11 protein-coding genes are annotated in these 16,260 nt (G+C 53.0%); 4 read left to right on the forward strand and 7 right to left on the reverse strand.

The features are described 5' to 3' along the window. Positions 1-4 precede the first annotated feature (4 nt). Genes KK062_RS10100 through KK062_RS10115 form a run of 4 tightly spaced genes read left to right on the forward strand, consistent with a single transcriptional unit; the run spans position 5 to position 10,545 of the window. On the forward strand, positions 5-5,887 hold the full coding sequence (locus KK062_RS10100) for an HYR domain-containing protein (RefSeq protein WP_254084168.1): 5,883 nt from the start codon (positions 5-7) through the stop codon (positions 5,885-5,887). Position 5,888: 1 nt separating this feature from the next. Further along, complete coding sequence (locus tag KK062_RS10105) at positions 5,889-6,818, forward strand: PorP/SprF family type IX secretion system membrane protein (RefSeq protein ID WP_254084169.1); 930 nt, start codon at positions 5,889-5,891, stop codon at positions 6,816-6,818. Positions 6,819-6,827: 9 nt separating this feature from the next. After that, the gene (locus KK062_RS10110; RefSeq protein WP_254084170.1) at positions 6,828-8,417 is read left to right on the forward strand and encodes a tetratricopeptide repeat protein; all 1,590 of its coding nucleotides are present in this window, start codon (positions 6,828-6,830) and stop codon (positions 8,415-8,417) included. A gap of 4 nt (positions 8,418-8,421) precedes the next feature. Continuing rightward, positions 8,422-10,545: a sensor histidine kinase gene (locus KK062_RS10115; protein WP_254084171.1), complete on the forward strand. Its 2,124-nt coding sequence runs from the start codon at positions 8,422-8,424 to the stop codon at positions 10,543-10,545. On the opposite strand, the gene KK062_RS10120 is transcribed toward KK062_RS10115, so the two are convergent. The 7 genes from KK062_RS10120 to KK062_RS10150 all read right to left on the reverse strand — a co-directional run bounded on the left by KK062_RS10120 (position 10,530) and on the right by KK062_RS10150 (position 16,007). Then, on the reverse strand, positions 10,530-10,718 hold the full coding sequence (locus KK062_RS10120; protein ID WP_254084172.1) for a hypothetical protein: 189 nt from the start codon (positions 10,716-10,718) through the stop codon (positions 10,530-10,532). The two genes, KK062_RS10115 and KK062_RS10120, sit on opposite strands and share 16 nt — an antisense overlap. Positions 10,719-10,828: 110 nt before the next feature. After that, positions 10,829-11,587: a hypothetical protein gene (locus KK062_RS10125; RefSeq protein ID WP_254084173.1), complete on the reverse strand. Its 759-nt coding sequence runs from the start codon at positions 11,585-11,587 to the stop codon at positions 10,829-10,831. A 367-nt stretch (positions 11,588-11,954) separates the two neighbouring features. Further along, positions 11,955-12,152 (reverse strand): hypothetical protein, encoded by a 198-nt coding sequence (locus tag KK062_RS10130; RefSeq protein ID WP_254084174.1) that lies wholly within the window; start codon positions 12,150-12,152, stop codon positions 11,955-11,957. A 134-nt stretch (positions 12,153-12,286) separates the two neighbouring features. Next, complete coding sequence (locus KK062_RS10135; RefSeq protein WP_254084175.1) at positions 12,287-12,742, reverse strand: hypothetical protein; 456 nt, start codon at positions 12,740-12,742, stop codon at positions 12,287-12,289. Between the two features lie 359 nt (positions 12,743-13,101). Continuing rightward, positions 13,102-13,848: a hypothetical protein gene (locus KK062_RS10140; protein WP_254084176.1), complete on the reverse strand. Its 747-nt coding sequence runs from the start codon at positions 13,846-13,848 to the stop codon at positions 13,102-13,104. 133 nt (positions 13,849-13,981) lie between these two features. After that, entirely contained in the window at positions 13,982-15,091 is a 1,110-nt protein-coding gene (locus KK062_RS10145) for a hypothetical protein (RefSeq protein ID WP_254084177.1), read from the reverse strand. Positions 15,092-15,401: 310 nt separating this feature from the next. Then, positions 15,402-16,007 (reverse strand): hypothetical protein, encoded by a 606-nt coding sequence (locus KK062_RS10150; RefSeq protein ID WP_254084178.1) that lies wholly within the window; start codon positions 16,005-16,007, stop codon positions 15,402-15,404. Positions 16,008-16,260: the final 253 nt, after the last annotated feature.

Here is a 16,260-nt window from a genome sequence, read left to right on the forward strand (position 1 = left end):
AAATATGCTACCGGTTGATTTTGTAAGAAGGCAAAAAACGCTCTTCCTGGGTGGGTTGCTGGTTTTGCTGGGCCTGCTCAGCGGACAGCAGGCCTTTGGACAGGGTTGCAGCTGCCCGCCGATCAATACATGTGGTTGCAACGTAGGGCTTACAAAACTCACCGTGCGGTTCACCGGCCTGCTCGGACTTACCGTCGATGTGCGCGACGATGGCGGCAGTATTTACAGCGGGTTGCTGCTGTTGCCGGGCAGTACATTTCACATACAGAGCTCGGCGGGTCCGGGTATGCCCTTTGTGGGCGATCATGTAACCATCCGCACAACACTGCTGGTCCTGGCGGATATCAGCACGTCGTGTTCCAATCCTGTAAAGATCGGCACCACGTTTGGCAACTTTGTAGTGACCGGCGGCGAAAGTGTGGGCGGATTGCCTATTTGCTGCCTGAACATGGAAAGCACGCCCCCAAACTTTACCAGCTGCCCCGCCAACATCAACGTGAATGCCGACGCCGCGGCCTGCGGCGCCAATGTGGGCTGGACGACGCCTGCCGTTACCGATAATTGTGCCGTAGCCACCGTGGTATCCGATCATAATCCGGGCGATTTCTTCCCGGTAGGTACAACCCCCGTCAAGTATACCGCGACGGACAATTACGGCAACACAGCCAATTGTACTTTCAACGTCACTGTCAGCGACGTCACGCCACCGGTATTGGCCGGATGCCCCACCGATTTTTCGGTACCCACAAATCCCCTGTCGTGCAATGCCGTAGTGAGCTGGACACCGCCTACCGCCACCGACAACTGCGACGCATCGCCCCAAATCAACAGCAATACCAACCCCGGCACCACGCTTTCGCTGGGTCCGCATACCGTCACCTATACTGCCAGAGATACCCGGGGCAATCAAAGCACATGCTCCTTTACCATAACGGTGGTCGATGCTACCAAGCCCGTATTTTCCAACTGCCCCGCCAACGTCAGCGTGCCCGCCAACCCGGCCACGTGCACCGCGACGGCAACCTGGACACCGCCCACCGCCAATGATAACTGCGGCGGGTCGGTTACCGTGACCCGTACGGCCAGCCCCGGCGCAACGTTTGGGTTCGGTATAACTACAGTGACATACGAGGCAACGGATGTGGCGGGCAACAAAGAAACCTGTTCGTTTACCGTAACGGTCACGGACAATACAAAACCCCTGTTCACCAACTGTCCTGCTAACATCGCCGTATCGGCCAACCCCGCCACGTGCGACGCGGTGGTGAGCTGGACGCCACCCACCGTCACCGACAACTGTGACGCCTCGCCCGTAACAACTACGACCAATACCCCTGGATCAGCATTCGCGCCCGGCGTGCATACCGTCACATACGAAGCCACGGATGCAGCCGGTAACAAGGAAACCTGCTCGTTCACCGTGACCGTAACAGACTATACCAAACCTGTGTTCGCAGGTTGCCCGGCAAACATCCACGTAAATACCGATCCTGCCACATGCGACGCCATCGTAAACTGGACACCGCCGACGGCAACCGACAACTGCGATGCATCGCCGGTCGTAACAACCACCAACACACCTGGATCAACGTTTACACCGGGCACACACACCGTGACCTACGAAGCGACAGACATGGCTGGCAACAAGGAGACCTGCTCATTCACCATCACCGTGACCGATGCCACCAAGCCAGTATTCAGTAATTGCCCGACCAACATCAGCGTGGCAACCAGTCCAACATCATGCGATGCCGCAGTAACCTGGACGCCGCCCACGGTGACCGACAACTGCGACGCCGCACCCGTGGTGACGACCACACACACACCAGGCTCGGCGCTCACGCCCGGCATATATACCGTGACTTACGAAGCGACCGATGCAGCCGGTAACAAAGAAACCTGTTCGTTCACCGTAACCGTGACCGACGCCACCAAACCCGTGTTTACCAACTGCCCCGCCAACATTAACGTAACAACAAATCCAACCACGTGCGATGCTATAGCAAACTGGGCGCCGCCCACCGTGACCGACAACTGCGATGCATCACCCGTAGTGACTACGACCAACGTACCCGGATCAACGTTCACACCGGGCGTGCATACCGTTACGTATGAAGCGACCGATGCCGACGGCAACAAAGAAACCTGTTCGTTCACGGTAACCGTCACCGACGGCAGCAAGCCTGTATTCACCAATTGCCCGACCAGCATCAGCGTAACCACCAACCCGGCGACATGCAACGCTGTTGTAAGCTGGACACCGCCGACCGTGACCGACAACTGCGATGCGTCTCCGGTGGTGACGATGACCAACGCACCCGGATCGACATTTACATTAGGTATACACACAGTAACCTACGAAGCGACCGACGCGGCCGGCAATAAAGAGATTTGTTCGTTTACCGTAACGGTGACCGATGCCACCAAACCCGTGTTCAATAATTGCCCGGCCAACATCAACGTAACGACAAATCCAACCACATGCGATGCTGTGGCAACCTGGGCGCCGCCCACCGTAACCGACAACTGCGATGCATTGCCCGTGGTGACCACAACCAACCTATCTGGGTCAACGTTCACACTAGGCGTGCATACCGTTACGTATGAAGCGACCGATGCCGCCGGCAACAAGGAGACCTGTTCATTTACCGTAACCGTGACCGACGCCACCAAACCCGTGTTTGCCGGCTGTCCGGCTAATATCAACGTGACGACCAGCCCGACAACATGCGATGCCGTAGTAACCTGGGCGCCGCCCACCGTGACCGACAACTGCGACCTGGCTCCTGTTGTGACTGCGACCAACGGCCCCGGATCGACGTTTGCCCGGGGTGTACACACCGTCATCTATGAAGCGACTGACGCCAGCGGCAACAAGGAAACTTGCTCATTCACCGTCACGGTGACCGATGGCGCCAAACCGGTGTTTACCAACTGCCCGGCCAACATCAACGTGGCGACCAGCCCGACCACCTGCGACATCGTAGTGGATTGGATTCCGCCGACCGTGACCGACAACTGTGATGCATCGCCCGTCCTAACCACGACCAACACGCCTGGATCAACCTTCGCAGTGGGGATGTATACCATCACGTATGAAGCAACTGATGCCGCCGGCAACAAGGAGACCTGCTCGTTTACCGTAACCGTAACCGACAATACAAAACCGGTGTTTGCCAATTGCCCGGCTAACATAAGTGTGCCCACCAATCCCACCACCTGCGATGCCGTGGTAAACTGGACGCCACCCACCGCGACCGACAACTGCGATGCGTTGCCGGTGGTGACGACGACCAACACACCAGGATCAGCCTTTACATTGGGCGTGCACACCGTGACCTACGAGGCCACCGATGCCACCGGTAACAAAGAAACCTGTTCGTTTACTGTAACAGTCACCGACAACATTAAACCCATGTTTGCCGGCTGCCCGGCCAACATCAACGTAGCGACCAGTCCGACGTCATGCGATGCCCTGGTAAACTGGACGCCGCCAACCGTGACCGACAACTGCGATGCCGCGCCCGTGGTAACGACCACCAACACACCAGGGTCGGCGTTCACGCTCGGCGTGCACACCGTGACCTACGAAGCAGCCGATGCCAGCGGCAACAAGGAAACTTGCTCCTTCACCGTCACGGTGACCGACGGCACCAAGCCGACGTTTATCAACTGCCCGGCCAACATCCATGCAACCACCAATTCTGCGTCGTGCGATGCCGTTGTGAACTGGATGCCGCCGACTGTTACCGACAACTGCGACACCGCGCCGGTCGTAACCAGCACGGCCAATCCCGGCGCAACGTTTACGCTGGGCGTGCATACCGTCACATACGAGGCAACCGATGCAGCCGGCAATACAGAAACCTGTTCCTTCACCATAACAGTGACCGACGGCACCAAGCCTGTATTTGCCAACTGTCCCGCCAACATGAGCGTGTCTGCCAGCGCTACGTGCGACGCCGTGGTGAGCTGGACGCCACCGACCGTGACCGACAACTGCGATACTTCGCCCGTGGTGACCGGTACCGGCAATCCAGAAACAACTTTCAACCTGGGCGTTCATACCATCACGTATGAAGCGACTGACGCCGCCGGCAACAAGGAAACCTGCTCGTTTACCGTGACTGTGGTCGATACTACCAAGCCCGTGTTCGCCAATTGTCCTGCAAACATCAACGTGTTCACCCGAACTACATCGTGCGATGCAGTAGTGAGCTGGACACCGCCGGCCGTGACCGATAATTGTGATGCCGCACCGGTTATCACCAGCACGCACAACCCCGGCGCAACGTTTGCGTCAGGCGTGCATACCATAACCTATGAAGCCACCGATGCCGGCGGCAATAAAGAAACCTGTTCCTTCACCATTACGGTGATCGACGACGCTGATCCAATATTTACCGTTTGTCCGGCCAACATCGTGGTGACGGCCGATCCCGCTTCGTGCCATGCAACACCATCGTGGACCGTGCCTGTGGCAAGTGACAACTGCACGGCAACGCCCACGGTAACCGGCAACTTCAATCCTGGCGACCAGTTCCCGATAGGCACCACCACCACGGTGACGTATACCGCGCAGGATGCTGCCGGAAATTCGGCCACGTGCTCGTTTACGGTAACCGTCCACGACAACACGGCGCCCGTCATTACCGGATGTCCGGCCGACATCAGTGCGGCTACCGATGCCACATGCCAGGCCATCGCTACCTGGACACCGCCCGTAGCAGCCGATAACTGCCCGGTAGTGCTCACCAGCACGCACAACCCCGGCGATGCTTTTCCGACGGGTACCACTACCGTGATCTATACCGCCACAGATGGAGCGGGCAATCTGACGACCTGTTCTTTCGATGTGATTGCCCGCGACGCGGTCGCCCCAGTGTTCGCCAATTGTCCCGGCGACATCACAGCCTCCGCCAACGATACAGGTTGTGGCGCATCCGTGCATTGGACACCGCCCCTGGCCAGCGACAACTGCCCGGGAATCGTCAGCCTGTCGGCCGATCATGCACCGGGTGATCTTTTTGCCGTGGGCATGACCACCGTTACCTATACCGCCGCCGACATTTCCGGGAACAGCACCACGTGCTCGTTTACCATCACCGTGAATGATGCCACGTCTCCGACGTTTCTGAATTGCCCGGGCGACATCGCGGTGGCATCCGACAATGCGTGTGGCGCCATCGTGACCTGGGCACCGCCGGCAGCGGCTGATAATTGCAGCGTGGCCGGTATAACCGGCACACATCAACCCGGAGATCGATTTAACACCGGCATCACCGAAGTGGTATATACCGCTACCGATATTCACGGTAATGCCTCGGTTTGCCGTTTCAATGTAAAGGTGCGCAATGGCGAAGTGCCTTTGATCACCGGTTGCCCGGCCGATGTTCTGGCGAAAGCAGGCGAATCAGGAGAGGTAGCCGTGACGTGGGAACCACCAACCGCTTCGACGCGATGCGGTCCGCTGACCCTGACAAGCTCGCATCAACCCGGCGACATATTCCCGGTAGGCACGACGGTGATAACATACACCGCCTCGAACGACGCCGGCACTACCGTAACGTGTGCCTTCAACGTGATCGTGTCGTATGAAGACCTGGACATCGAAGTGACCCGGGTAGTGACCCCCGATGGCGACGGAAAAAATGACGAATGGATCATCGCCCGCGTCGAAAAATTCAACCGGAACAGGGTATTCATTCTCGACCGTTGGGGAAGTGTGATCTATCAGGCGAGCGGATACAACAACACTACCGTAGCATGGAACGGTGTGAATTCGAACGGTGTGCAGGTGCCCGCGGGAACATATTACTATGTCATTGAAGTGGACTTCCTGGAAAAGCACCTGAAGAAGAGCGGATTTTTTGAATTGTTGCGATAATATGGGGAGAACGACACGAGATCATTTTTTACACGCCGCATTCTTCGCAACGATGCTGCTGACGTTTCATCCCAGTGTGGCGCAGCAAAAGGTGCAGTTCAGCCAGTACATGTTCAATAACCTGGTGATCAATCCCGCCTATGCCGGCGCCGATGAAGCCCTGAGCCTTACATTCATTCACCGCGCCCAGTGGAACGGCATCGACAACGCCCCCAATACGCAGACGCTTACCGGTCATACCCTGTTCAGGAAAAAACATTTCGGATTGGGTGCCACCATTGTGAACGACCAATACGGTGTACACAAAAATCTGAGCGCGTTGACCAATTACGCCTATCACCTTCAAACCGGTAAGCACTCGTTCCTCTCCCTGGGTGTACAGGCCGGCATATACGATACCCGTTCGGATTATGCTTCACTGATCGGCGGTGTGACCAATGACCCGCGGTTGTATGCCAATATATCGGAGACTTTTTTTGACTTCGGAGCCGGCGTTTACTACCGAAGTCCGCGGTTGCACGTCGGTTTGTCGGCACCCCAGCTTTTGCCGGAGACCATCAATCTGGCCGACACGCTCTCGGTGCGTTTGAGCCGAACCAATTACTTCCTGTTCTCCAAATATCGGATCACCCAAAATGAGAGCCTGGAATACGAACCCTCCATCCTGCTAAAATATTTTCCCGGCTTGCCTCTTTCCTACGATGTGAACATCAACATGATCTACCGCAAAGTTTTAACGCTCGGCTTATCGTACCGAAAGCGGGAGTCGGTCGACTTTCTTTTGAAGGCCCAGATCACGCCGCAGTTCCAGGTCGGGTATGCCTACGATCATGCCATTGGCAGCGTCGCCAGGCTGGCGAATGGGTCGCACGAGCTGATGGTGCAGTATCTTTTTAAGTTTGTGGAAACCAGAGTAGCCTCGCCGAGATAACGTATGCGCATGATCAAGCCCGGAAACATATTGCTGCCGCTCCTCTTGCATGTCGCCGTAACGGTGGCACATGGCCAGCAAACCGTTTTCGGGTTATTCAGAAACAACGTGAGCCTGGGTGATAAATACTACCGGGACAAGGATTATCTGAACGCCCTGAAGTTGTATAGGGAAGCAACCCGGCGCAATCCGGACGTACAGCTGCGCGTAGCCCGGTGTTATTATTCTTTGAAAGAATATACCCAGGCCGTTTTTTATTACGAACGTTACCTGAAGGAAAAGCGATCGTTACCGTGGAGCGATATGTATTCTTATGCCGAAGTACAGGCGGCCACGGGCAACTACAAAACCGCCATCGAGTATTACCAAAAACACCTCGCCAATAAACAAGACGACGCGCTGGCCATGCGCAAAGTATGGCGCCTGAGCAACATCCAGTACCTGTACGAAGACTCTGCGCATATTTCCGTGCATCCTCTTTCGCTCAATACCGGGTATGGCGAGCTTTGTGCCGTGCCGTACAGGAACAGGATTGTATTTATGTCGAATCGGAAAGAGCCCGGGCTTGTCGAAAAAGTAAACGCCTCGATAAATGCGCCATTCTACAAGATCTATTCCGCCCGTGTGCTTTCCGGTGGTGGTAAAGACGGTCATCAATACGACAAGGCCATGCTTTTCAGCAAAGAGCTGGCCTCGAAGCTCAACGCCGGACCGATTGCTTTTTACGATAAAGAAAAAAAAATGGTATTCGTTGCATCGGCGCGTGAAACCGGCAACAGTGGCCGGCGAAGCCTGCAGCTCTTTTTTGCCGAATGGAAAAACGGCGAATGGACCGAGACCATGCCCTTTCCGTACAACAGCCGGCATCACTCCATCAGCGATCCCACCATCAGCGAAGATGGTAAGGTGCTTTACTTTTCGTCCGATATGGGGGGCGGCCTGGGCGGCAAGGACCTGTATAAGTCCACCCTTGTAGACGACACGTGGACGCAACCCCAAAACCTCGGCGAAACCGTGAACACGCCTTACGACGAAGCGTTCCCGTTCCTCCACCAAAACCGGACGCTATACTTCGCATCCAATGGTCACCCCGGAATGGGCGGCCTCGACATCTTTGAAACCACCATCACCGCCGAGGGTTACAGCGAACCGCGCAATGCGGGCTCTCCCATCAACACCAGCTACGACGACTTCGGCATGGTGGTCGATTCGCTCGACACGCACGGCTACTTTTCATCCAACCGGAAAAACGGCGGCTACAACGACGACCTTTACGAAGTGGAGATGGACATCCAGACGTACCCGGTGAACATCGCCGGCGTGGTAAAGATGAAAGAGCATGCCTGGAGCGACTCGTCGGCGCTGGTGTTGCTGTCCCATACACGGGTATATCTTATCGATAAGCTGCGCAACACCACCGTATACGAAAGCACTACCGACGGCAAAGGCAACTTTTCCGTGATCGTACCTTATTTTAGCGAATATATAATACGAGTCGTGACGGACGATGGTAAGGAGAGCGTTGTAGTACTGGAAATACCCAAACACCAGCGGCAGGTCAGCGCCCACGAAATTGTATTTGTAAAAGACACTTTTTAAAGACATGGAGGATCGGGATGATATGAAAGGACACGCAACAACCCAGCGCACGGTATATACCGTTGGGCTCCGGCTCTATGGCATCGCCGTTCTGGCTGCCATCCTGCTGGCCCATGCGCCCGCCACGGCACAGGTACGGCAATTGATCCAGGTAAGGACATTCGACGAGCGATTGAAGCCCATGAAGAATGTAGAGGTTTCCATTAATGGTAAAAACTTTATCTCCACGGGTGACAAGGGCGAAGTGTTTACCGAATTACTGGAAACGGAGCTGCCGATAAAAACACTCAAAATAAGAAATGAACAGCTCGAGCCGGCCGCCTGGAACCTGAGTAAAAGCATTCTCGAGATCGTGGTCCGTAAAAAGGACTACCAGATAGTGCATCTAACGGTGAAAGACCAGAACACTGGCCCTGTGGCCAACACGTCTGTAACGTTCAGAGGTAAGAAGACGGCCCACTATACCAGCGCCGCCAACGGCACACTGGAACTGCCGATCGCACTTGATGAAAAGATCGATGGCGCCGATCAATTCAGCGTAAAAGGCTACAACGTGATCGACTTCCAACAGACCAACACCGAAGGTGTGCTTACCGTGGAGTTTATCAAACAGGTGGCGGCCGTGGAGCAAACAACCGCGGCGGCCACCCGGGAGACCCCGGCAGTCGCGCCAGACCAGGTGATCGGCAAAGACTACTTCAGGAACTTCGACCTTAATCACCTCGACTCCATTCAATCGCTCACCGTATTTTACGCGATCTTCAAGAACGTGTCCATGAAAAACATGGATGCCGCCACCCGGGTCAAGCTCGACGACAAGTTCAAACAACTGGTGACGCAGCTCGAAGATTCCCTGCGCTATACCCGCAACGTCTTCATGGGCAGAATCTCCGACTCGTCGTTTGTGCGCGAAGACATCCGGAACCTGTTGAAGCAGGCTCAGGCTGAGGGCAAGGGCCTGCAGATACAGCGTACGGAATTCGACGAAAAGATCCACATCATCGAGCAAAAGCTCCAAAGGGGCTTTACCAACCTCGATGAAAATACACGGGCCATGGTCTTCAGCGACCTGATGGCGTTGGAACAACTGCTGGCCGAAAACGAAAGCCGCTTTTATAAAAACCTGAGCGACTACCGTCAGATCATAAACGGCCTGAAGGAGAAATATTTTGACTTCCAGCAGCTGGAAGACAAGCTTTCGGAAAGCGAAGCCAGGCGCTTGCAGGAGCAGGCGGCTTTCCGCAGACAGCTCCTTCTCATTTCGCTCGTCGCGCTGGTGTTCGGTGTACTCATTGTGTTGCTCATCACGTTCAGCAATCGCCTGCGCCGGCAGAAGAAAGACCTGGTGCTGGCGAACGAGGAGGTGAAGCGCGTGAACGAGAACCTGGAAGCAATTGTCGAAGACCGCACGAAATTGCTCGCCGAGGCAAACCGCGAGCTCGACACCTTCCTCTACCGTGCCTCGCACGACCTGCGCACACCCGTCTGCTCTATCATCGGGCTTTGTAACATCGCTATTCATCTCTCCAACGGTGAGCCCAGGGAACTGGTACAACGTGTAGTCAACACCACCGAAGGCATGGATAAGCTTCTGAAAAAACTGAGCATCATCAGCGAGATTAACCAACCCACAGGCTATTCATCCATTATGCTACTCGGCATCGTAGAGAACGTACAGTACCGGTATCGCAATCTCATGGAAGAAAAACGCGTGACGTTTGTGGTGGATTGCCCGGCCGATCTCATCTTCCACTCCTATCCCAACCTGGTGGAAGTGGTGATCAACAACCTCGTGGAAAACGCGCTTGTCTATAGCCTCATGCAGCACGGCGAAGGCTCGCACATCACATTCAGGGCCACCGTAAACGGTGAAGTCCGGTTCAGCGTTCGCGACAACGGCATCGGCGTAGACGCCGCCATCCAGCACCGCCTCTTCGACATGTTCTTCAAAGGCCACCCCGACTCCAAAGGCAACGGTTTGGGGTTGTACATCGTGCAGAAATCGGTGCAAGCACTCGAAGGCAGCGTCACCCTCGAATCGGTGCCCGGCGAATATACAGAGTTCACCGTTCAGCTTCCCCTGCATACCGATACGGCCATCCCGTCGAGCGCCTATTCCGATGTATAGGATGCTGACTCGCCACTTTTATAACGGGCTATTCGTTCCGCTAAATCTTTCTCTTGTTCCAACGTTAATCCACCGTGAGCATGCATCACTACCTCATAAATGATATACAATGTACGCTCGTCCATACGGTTAATAAGTTCAGTCAATTCCTCCCGAATCTGTGCTGCTCCCATAATGAAACTGGTTTCTCACGGAAGATAATCATTTCGAATCGATTACCAACCTAAAAAATAAGGCAGCCAGGGCGATTAACCCTGGCTGCCGTATGTATAGCAAGAGAAGCTTAAACTTCCCAGGTACCGCTTTCGTCTACTTCGCCGTCGACATAGTACGCCCACTCGCCGTTACCGGCTGCATCCCATTCCATTTTGTACATCAGCTCGTCATTGATGACATACTCCACTGAACCGGCTTTTGTTTTTGTATTGACATGGATGTTTACTTCGAACGAAGTCTGGTCTTCAACGCCCGATATGACAAAATCAAAATTATCGCCGGTATGCTTCCAGCTATAGGTAATGAACACAACGTCGTCGCCGCCGTAGATGTGCATCAGGCCTTCGCTGCCGTCTTTAGTCTCTTCAGCGTATACATACCGCGTCCAACCTTCGTCCTGAGAGTACTTGATAAAGATCTCAAATACGTATTTATTTGACTGCTCGCTTACCTGGTACGCTACGCTCATGCCGCTACCTTGCGAATCCGTCCAGGTATAGACCAGGTACTCCGTCTGTGTTGCAGCAACGCGTCCGTTGGCAACCATAATGGGTGTCGAGCCTTTCACAGCGCCTTGCGGCGGCTTGAAATACTGCAAGTAGCCGCTCATTGCATTGGCCATATTCACATAGGAAGAGGCTTGGACCGCATACGTGTCGTCCGAGCTCGCCATGGCCGAAGGCGGCGTAACGACGCTACTTGACCCCGACATACTAAAGGCTACGTCCTCCAGGCTCTTCTCGGGAGTAGCATCGTCTTCCTTCGAGCACGAAAACGCCGCTGCCGAGAAAGCAACCAGCAATAGAAACTTGTTAAGTTTTTTCATAGAAAGGTGATAAAATTGTGAAGGTGAATTATGCACGCAATTTTGAATTTTTCTTCCAGTTTAAAAAACGCCGGATAGCAGAATAATATGCTTTTGAAGTTATAATATTACACGTGTAGACTATCAACTATACACTTATAAACATTAACGTACGAACATCGATACTCGTCATTGTGGTATTCTCTCTTCGAAAAACTTCACCAGCGTTTCCATAACCAAGGTATCCTCTTTCACAAACTGTGAATACGCAAGAAATGTACCTCTAACGGTAGAATCGTCAAGGCCGTGCGTATCAACCACAAAGCTTGCCATGTTATTCTTAAACCTTACTGCATCCAGTTTCTTTACTCCTTTTGCGTTCAATTCCTCAAATTTCCCCACGATCACCTTTCATGGAGTCGTATGTCACCGAATCGACATAGTGTATATTGACCAAAAATTGGGTTCTCTTATCCGGCACGCTATCGATGCTAACGTCCAATGTCCGCTCCTTTTTTATTAAAACACCTTGCTCATCATACAGCTTGTTGTGGTATAGGTACTCGTCTTCGACAACGATGACCATATACATATCCAGTTTGATCTTACCGCTATCAGAAGCATAATACTCATAGAAGTGTCCATGTCGTAACAACAACTCCCCAAACACTTCTTCTCATTTTACCTCTTACTATCTCAAATTTGATACAAAAATTCTCTCTAGAGAACTTTATACTTCTCCTCAAAATGCAACGAAGATTGCAATGTCTCCGATAACATTACAGAATCTTCGAAGGTCGTTGTCTGAAAGGTCCATACGAATCCGCGCACAAAAAAGGTACCGGATTTTTCTACCACAAATCTAAGTACGGCGTGATTATCCTTCACCTTTATCGTATCGACCTTCCCCTTCAGGTAAAAGTTTTCATCATAATCACCAACAATCAAAAAAGCGCTATCATATTCGTTCTCAAACAATTCAACACTAAACACCATCATATCCTTCCGACTCAACGTAGGCCGCAGGCTGATCGCCAGCGGTAAATACGTATAAACCATTTTCCCCTCCGCCGAAGGCCGCTTCAAATAGTACGTTTCAGCATGTCCCTGCACGTTTAGCACACCGGCCTCCAACATAACCTTCCCGCTGTCTGTCTCGCTATAATTCTGCCACATCCCACACTGGTAACCTCCTTTGAAAGGACCGAATTGAGCAATATTCCCATTCCTATAAAAAGAAAAAAAAGCTCATTCCTTTTTTCCCTGTACGTACCCCGTAACCGTTGAAAGATGGCCACTTTTAAAGTATGTAAAAAGTGAGCCTTGCAACGTGTCCCGAACATAAGTCCGACGTTCAAGGAGATTTCCCAGCGAATCATATACCAACGTTTCCCCATGCCGAAGCCCGGCTTCCAGGGCCGTCTGCAACTTTAGCGTTCCATTGGCAAAATACTCCTGACGTACCTCCCGGGAAGAACAGCTTACAAAATAACGGACAATAATCCGATGCAGAAACCTATCCTACTCATATCTCTCTAATCGTCTGCCTCCCAGGTGCCCGTAGCGTCTACATTGCTATCGGCATTGTATCGGATCCAGCTACCGCTGCCCAGTGCATCCCAGGTAACGTCGTATATATGTTGTTCATCCTGCCAATGGTTTACCGTACCGGCACCGGTCTTTTCATCGATGTCCATGTGCAACTCGTGATATTTAGCGGCAGGATATTTCAGGATGAGGTTAAACCTATCGTCTCGACGCTCCCAGGTGCCTTCGGTAATTATTTCGTCTGTTGCAAGGCTGTAAACTTTCATGAGTCCACGGCTGCGGTCCCGGTATTCTTCGGCATACACCACCGACTTCCACGCTTCGCCTTTCCTGATAAACGCTTCAAAAACATAACGACCACGCTGTTGACTTACCTGGTAGGCATATTCGTTATCGTTGTAAATAAACCACGTGCGCGTCCTGTACTTCACACCTGGCTTGCCTGCCACTGGCTGTTCGACAAGAATTTCCGTCCACTGCGACGGAGTAAGATAGCGTTGCACGTACTTGATCATGACATTGTTGGCAAACGCGACATAATCCAGCGCCTGGTTGGCGTGATCATCGCGGGACCAAAGCCCCAGCGGCGGCGCATGGTGAATATAATAAAGCGAGTCGGCGAAGCTTAGCGCGACGTCTTCCAGCGACACATTGGGTGCGTCGTCATCGCTGCTACACGAGCAGCAACATGTAAACACCAACATGCTAAACAGTAAGGTGCGGATCGAGAGCATCTTTTGGGTAGTTTATTTAGAGCGATGGTGCAATATACGAATTGCGCGAAAGCGGCGATCAGGTCCTCCAACAACTCTTTCTACGTGCTCATGACTACCTAAAATACTGTTGTCTGCCTCCGCAGCGGTCGGGTTACTGTACGCCATAGGACCAGCCGCTATGGTACAAACCCATCCCTCCGATTTCAAAAACACGCTCCCTCCTGTTATCCGTGGGATCAATCGCCCGATCAGTCATGGACGTATAGGTATACGTAACTTTCCACGGATCTGCCGGCGGTTCCTGGCATGCCTTCGGTTCCGCAGGCATTTCCGGTGCCGGGCTGGACACGGCAGTTATAGCTTTCTGAGAATTGTCTGCTAAAAATGTTTCTGGCAAAAAGGCCTCGGTATCTGAAACCGGTTTTATAATGGGCATGGTTTTGTCTGTTGATTCGCTACCAGCAATAGCCAGGATTTTCGCGGCGCCTGTACGTTTAACTTGTTTCACCATACCATTGTCATGAAGTGCGCCGAACTGCACCCCCACCGTTAGTTGCAAGCTATACCCCGCATCTGGCGGGATGGTGTTGTTCAGCACGACGTCCAGTGTCTGGGCGGGCGAGCCTTTGAGCGACGAATACCAGGGCGTTTCGACCATATTCCAGCCCTGCATGGTGTCGTACCATTTTGGTGCGGCGTATTTACCGGTGGTACTATTGAAGGTAAAATCCGGTACAACGCCCAGGCATACCACGATGCTATACGCCGGGTGTTGACTGTTGGGGAAGAAATTGATGTCGCGTACCAATTGGGGGATGTTGATGCGTGCGGAACCCGTGGCACGGTCGATGGTACACGTAACGGCTGTGCGGACCATCGAATCAAACGTCGTATATTTATTCAGCGAGAAACCTTGTAATAGTTCCGGGTATTGCGAAAGGCGGATGGCACGGCGTCCGAGCGCACTGACACCGTCCAGTTTTTGGATTTGTTTTAGCGCTTTGTTTACAAAGCCGCTGAAGTTATAATCGGCGAGGGCTTTCATGGGGCTCATCATAAAGCGCACTTCTTTTCCCATGGTCGAGCAGCCGCCAAATTCGGTCATCCATAGCCGTGCCGTGGCAAACCGACGGGAGGTGCGGATCGTTTCTTTGCTGGCGCCGCCCTTGCGACGGACGACGGTTTTGTCAGTGCCGCGCATTTTGTACGCGGTGAAGTCGCCGAGACTTCCACTAAATTTCAATTCGGTTAGATAGGCCATACAGGGTGGTTAAACGGTTATAACGAGTTTACTATACGAACGCCGCGAGGGTCCAAACGGTATCCACGAACAATATAGCAACTTCCTATCTTACCAGGATATACCTGACACTTAATTTATTTTTCATAAGAAGATAACCCAGATCTAATAAGATGTAGGTATACAGTAGCCCAGGAGTAGGGTACTTCTGGATCAAAACTGGATTATCTTGACTTATAGTATACTTTTTGGGGAAACATGAAGGACTCGACGTCTATATTTGTGCATACAATGTGAATAACTCTGTGGATAACTCAATGCGTTACCGCGGTTATTCCTCCCCGACAACGTCCTGATTATACCGCTCCATCGCAGCGCCGATCTTTTTCCTGCGCAGCAACGCCAGGGCAGCTTCATTTCCCTCCATGATTTCACCCAGACGCTGTACGTCGGCCACTTCTATCGGACCGTTGGGTTCGAGCTGCATATAGACCACGCGGCTCAGTGTCTCCTCCGGGTACGGCGAATATCCCCGAACGGCACCCGTCACAATACGAAATACCCAGCCACCCTTGTGTGGCACACCCTCCAGTTTCCGGCGATTGTTCACAATGCGGTTCATGCGTACGGTACTGTCGGGTTTGATAATGTCATAGTTATGGCCACCTCCCATAACGAAGATATCACCCCGCCCATACCGCTCGATGCGGCCGGCTTTTTGAAAGGTGCTGTCGCCTTTCAGCCGGACTTCATACCGGTGGCGCCGGATTACACTCTTCTTTGCAAGCGGCTCGCAGGGGCCCATCAAAAATTGAACAGCACGCATGCGACGAATGCTGGCCAGCGTGTACTGTTCCTGGTCCAACGCGGCAGGCGATTGCGCAAAAGCGCCCAGGGCAAAAAATACGGCAATAGCCGGCAGAAAAAATCGGATCATGAGGGAAAAGATTAGCTAGTCAAATATCTGAACGGCGTGGTGCCCGTGCCTTTGACAGCGATCAAAAAAAGCACATGGGTGCCTAATGTCCGGTCTGCGCGATGACGGTCGAATTTTGATCTGTTTTTGGGCTGGTGGTGGTGAAAAAGACCTCAAAACGTCGTTTTTGACGTCCTGGCGGTCTCACAATTTTAATTTTGAATTGCCCGATGCGGTACCTTATCTTTGCCGACTTCCCTATTTCCTGACGGGC

The sequence above is a fragment of the Dawidia cretensis genome (genome assembly GCF_018598175.1).
Taxonomy (GTDB): Bacteria; Bacteroidota; Bacteroidia; order Cytophagales; family Cyclobacteriaceae; genus Ohtaekwangia; species Ohtaekwangia cretensis.

Coding starts and splice junctions, on each gene's coding strand:
- KK062_RS10100 (WP_254084168.1), top strand. CDS start 5: ATGCTACCGGTTGATTTTGTAAGAAGGCAAAAAACGCTCTTCCTGGGT.
- KK062_RS10105 (WP_254084169.1), top strand. CDS start 5,889: ATGGGGAGAACGACACGAGATCATTTTTTACACGCCGCATTCTTCGCA.
- KK062_RS10110 (WP_254084170.1), top strand. CDS start 6,828: ATGATCAAGCCCGGAAACATATTGCTGCCGCTCCTCTTGCATGTCGCC.
- KK062_RS10115 (WP_254084171.1), top strand. CDS start 8,422: ATGGAGGATCGGGATGATATGAAAGGACACGCAACAACCCAGCGCACG.
- KK062_RS10120 (WP_254084172.1), bottom strand. CDS start 10,718: ATGGGAGCAGCACAGATTCGGGAGGAATTGACTGAACTTATTAACCGT.
- KK062_RS10125 (WP_254084173.1), bottom strand. CDS start 11,587: ATGAAAAAACTTAACAAGTTTCTATTGCTGGTTGCTTTCTCGGCAGCG.
- KK062_RS10130 (WP_254084174.1), bottom strand. CDS start 12,152: ATGGTCATCGTTGTCGAAGACGAGTACCTATACCACAACAAGCTGTAT.
- KK062_RS10135 (WP_254084175.1), bottom strand. CDS start 12,742: ATGTGGCAGAATTATAGCGAGACAGACAGCGGGAAGGTTATGTTGGAG.
- KK062_RS10140 (WP_254084176.1), bottom strand. CDS start 13,848: ATGCTCTCGATCCGCACCTTACTGTTTAGCATGTTGGTGTTTACATGT.
- KK062_RS10145 (WP_254084177.1), bottom strand. CDS start 15,091: ATGGCCTATCTAACCGAATTGAAATTTAGTGGAAGTCTCGGCGACTTC.
- KK062_RS10150 (WP_254084178.1), bottom strand. CDS start 16,007: ATGATCCGATTTTTTCTGCCGGCTATTGCCGTATTTTTTGCCCTGGGC.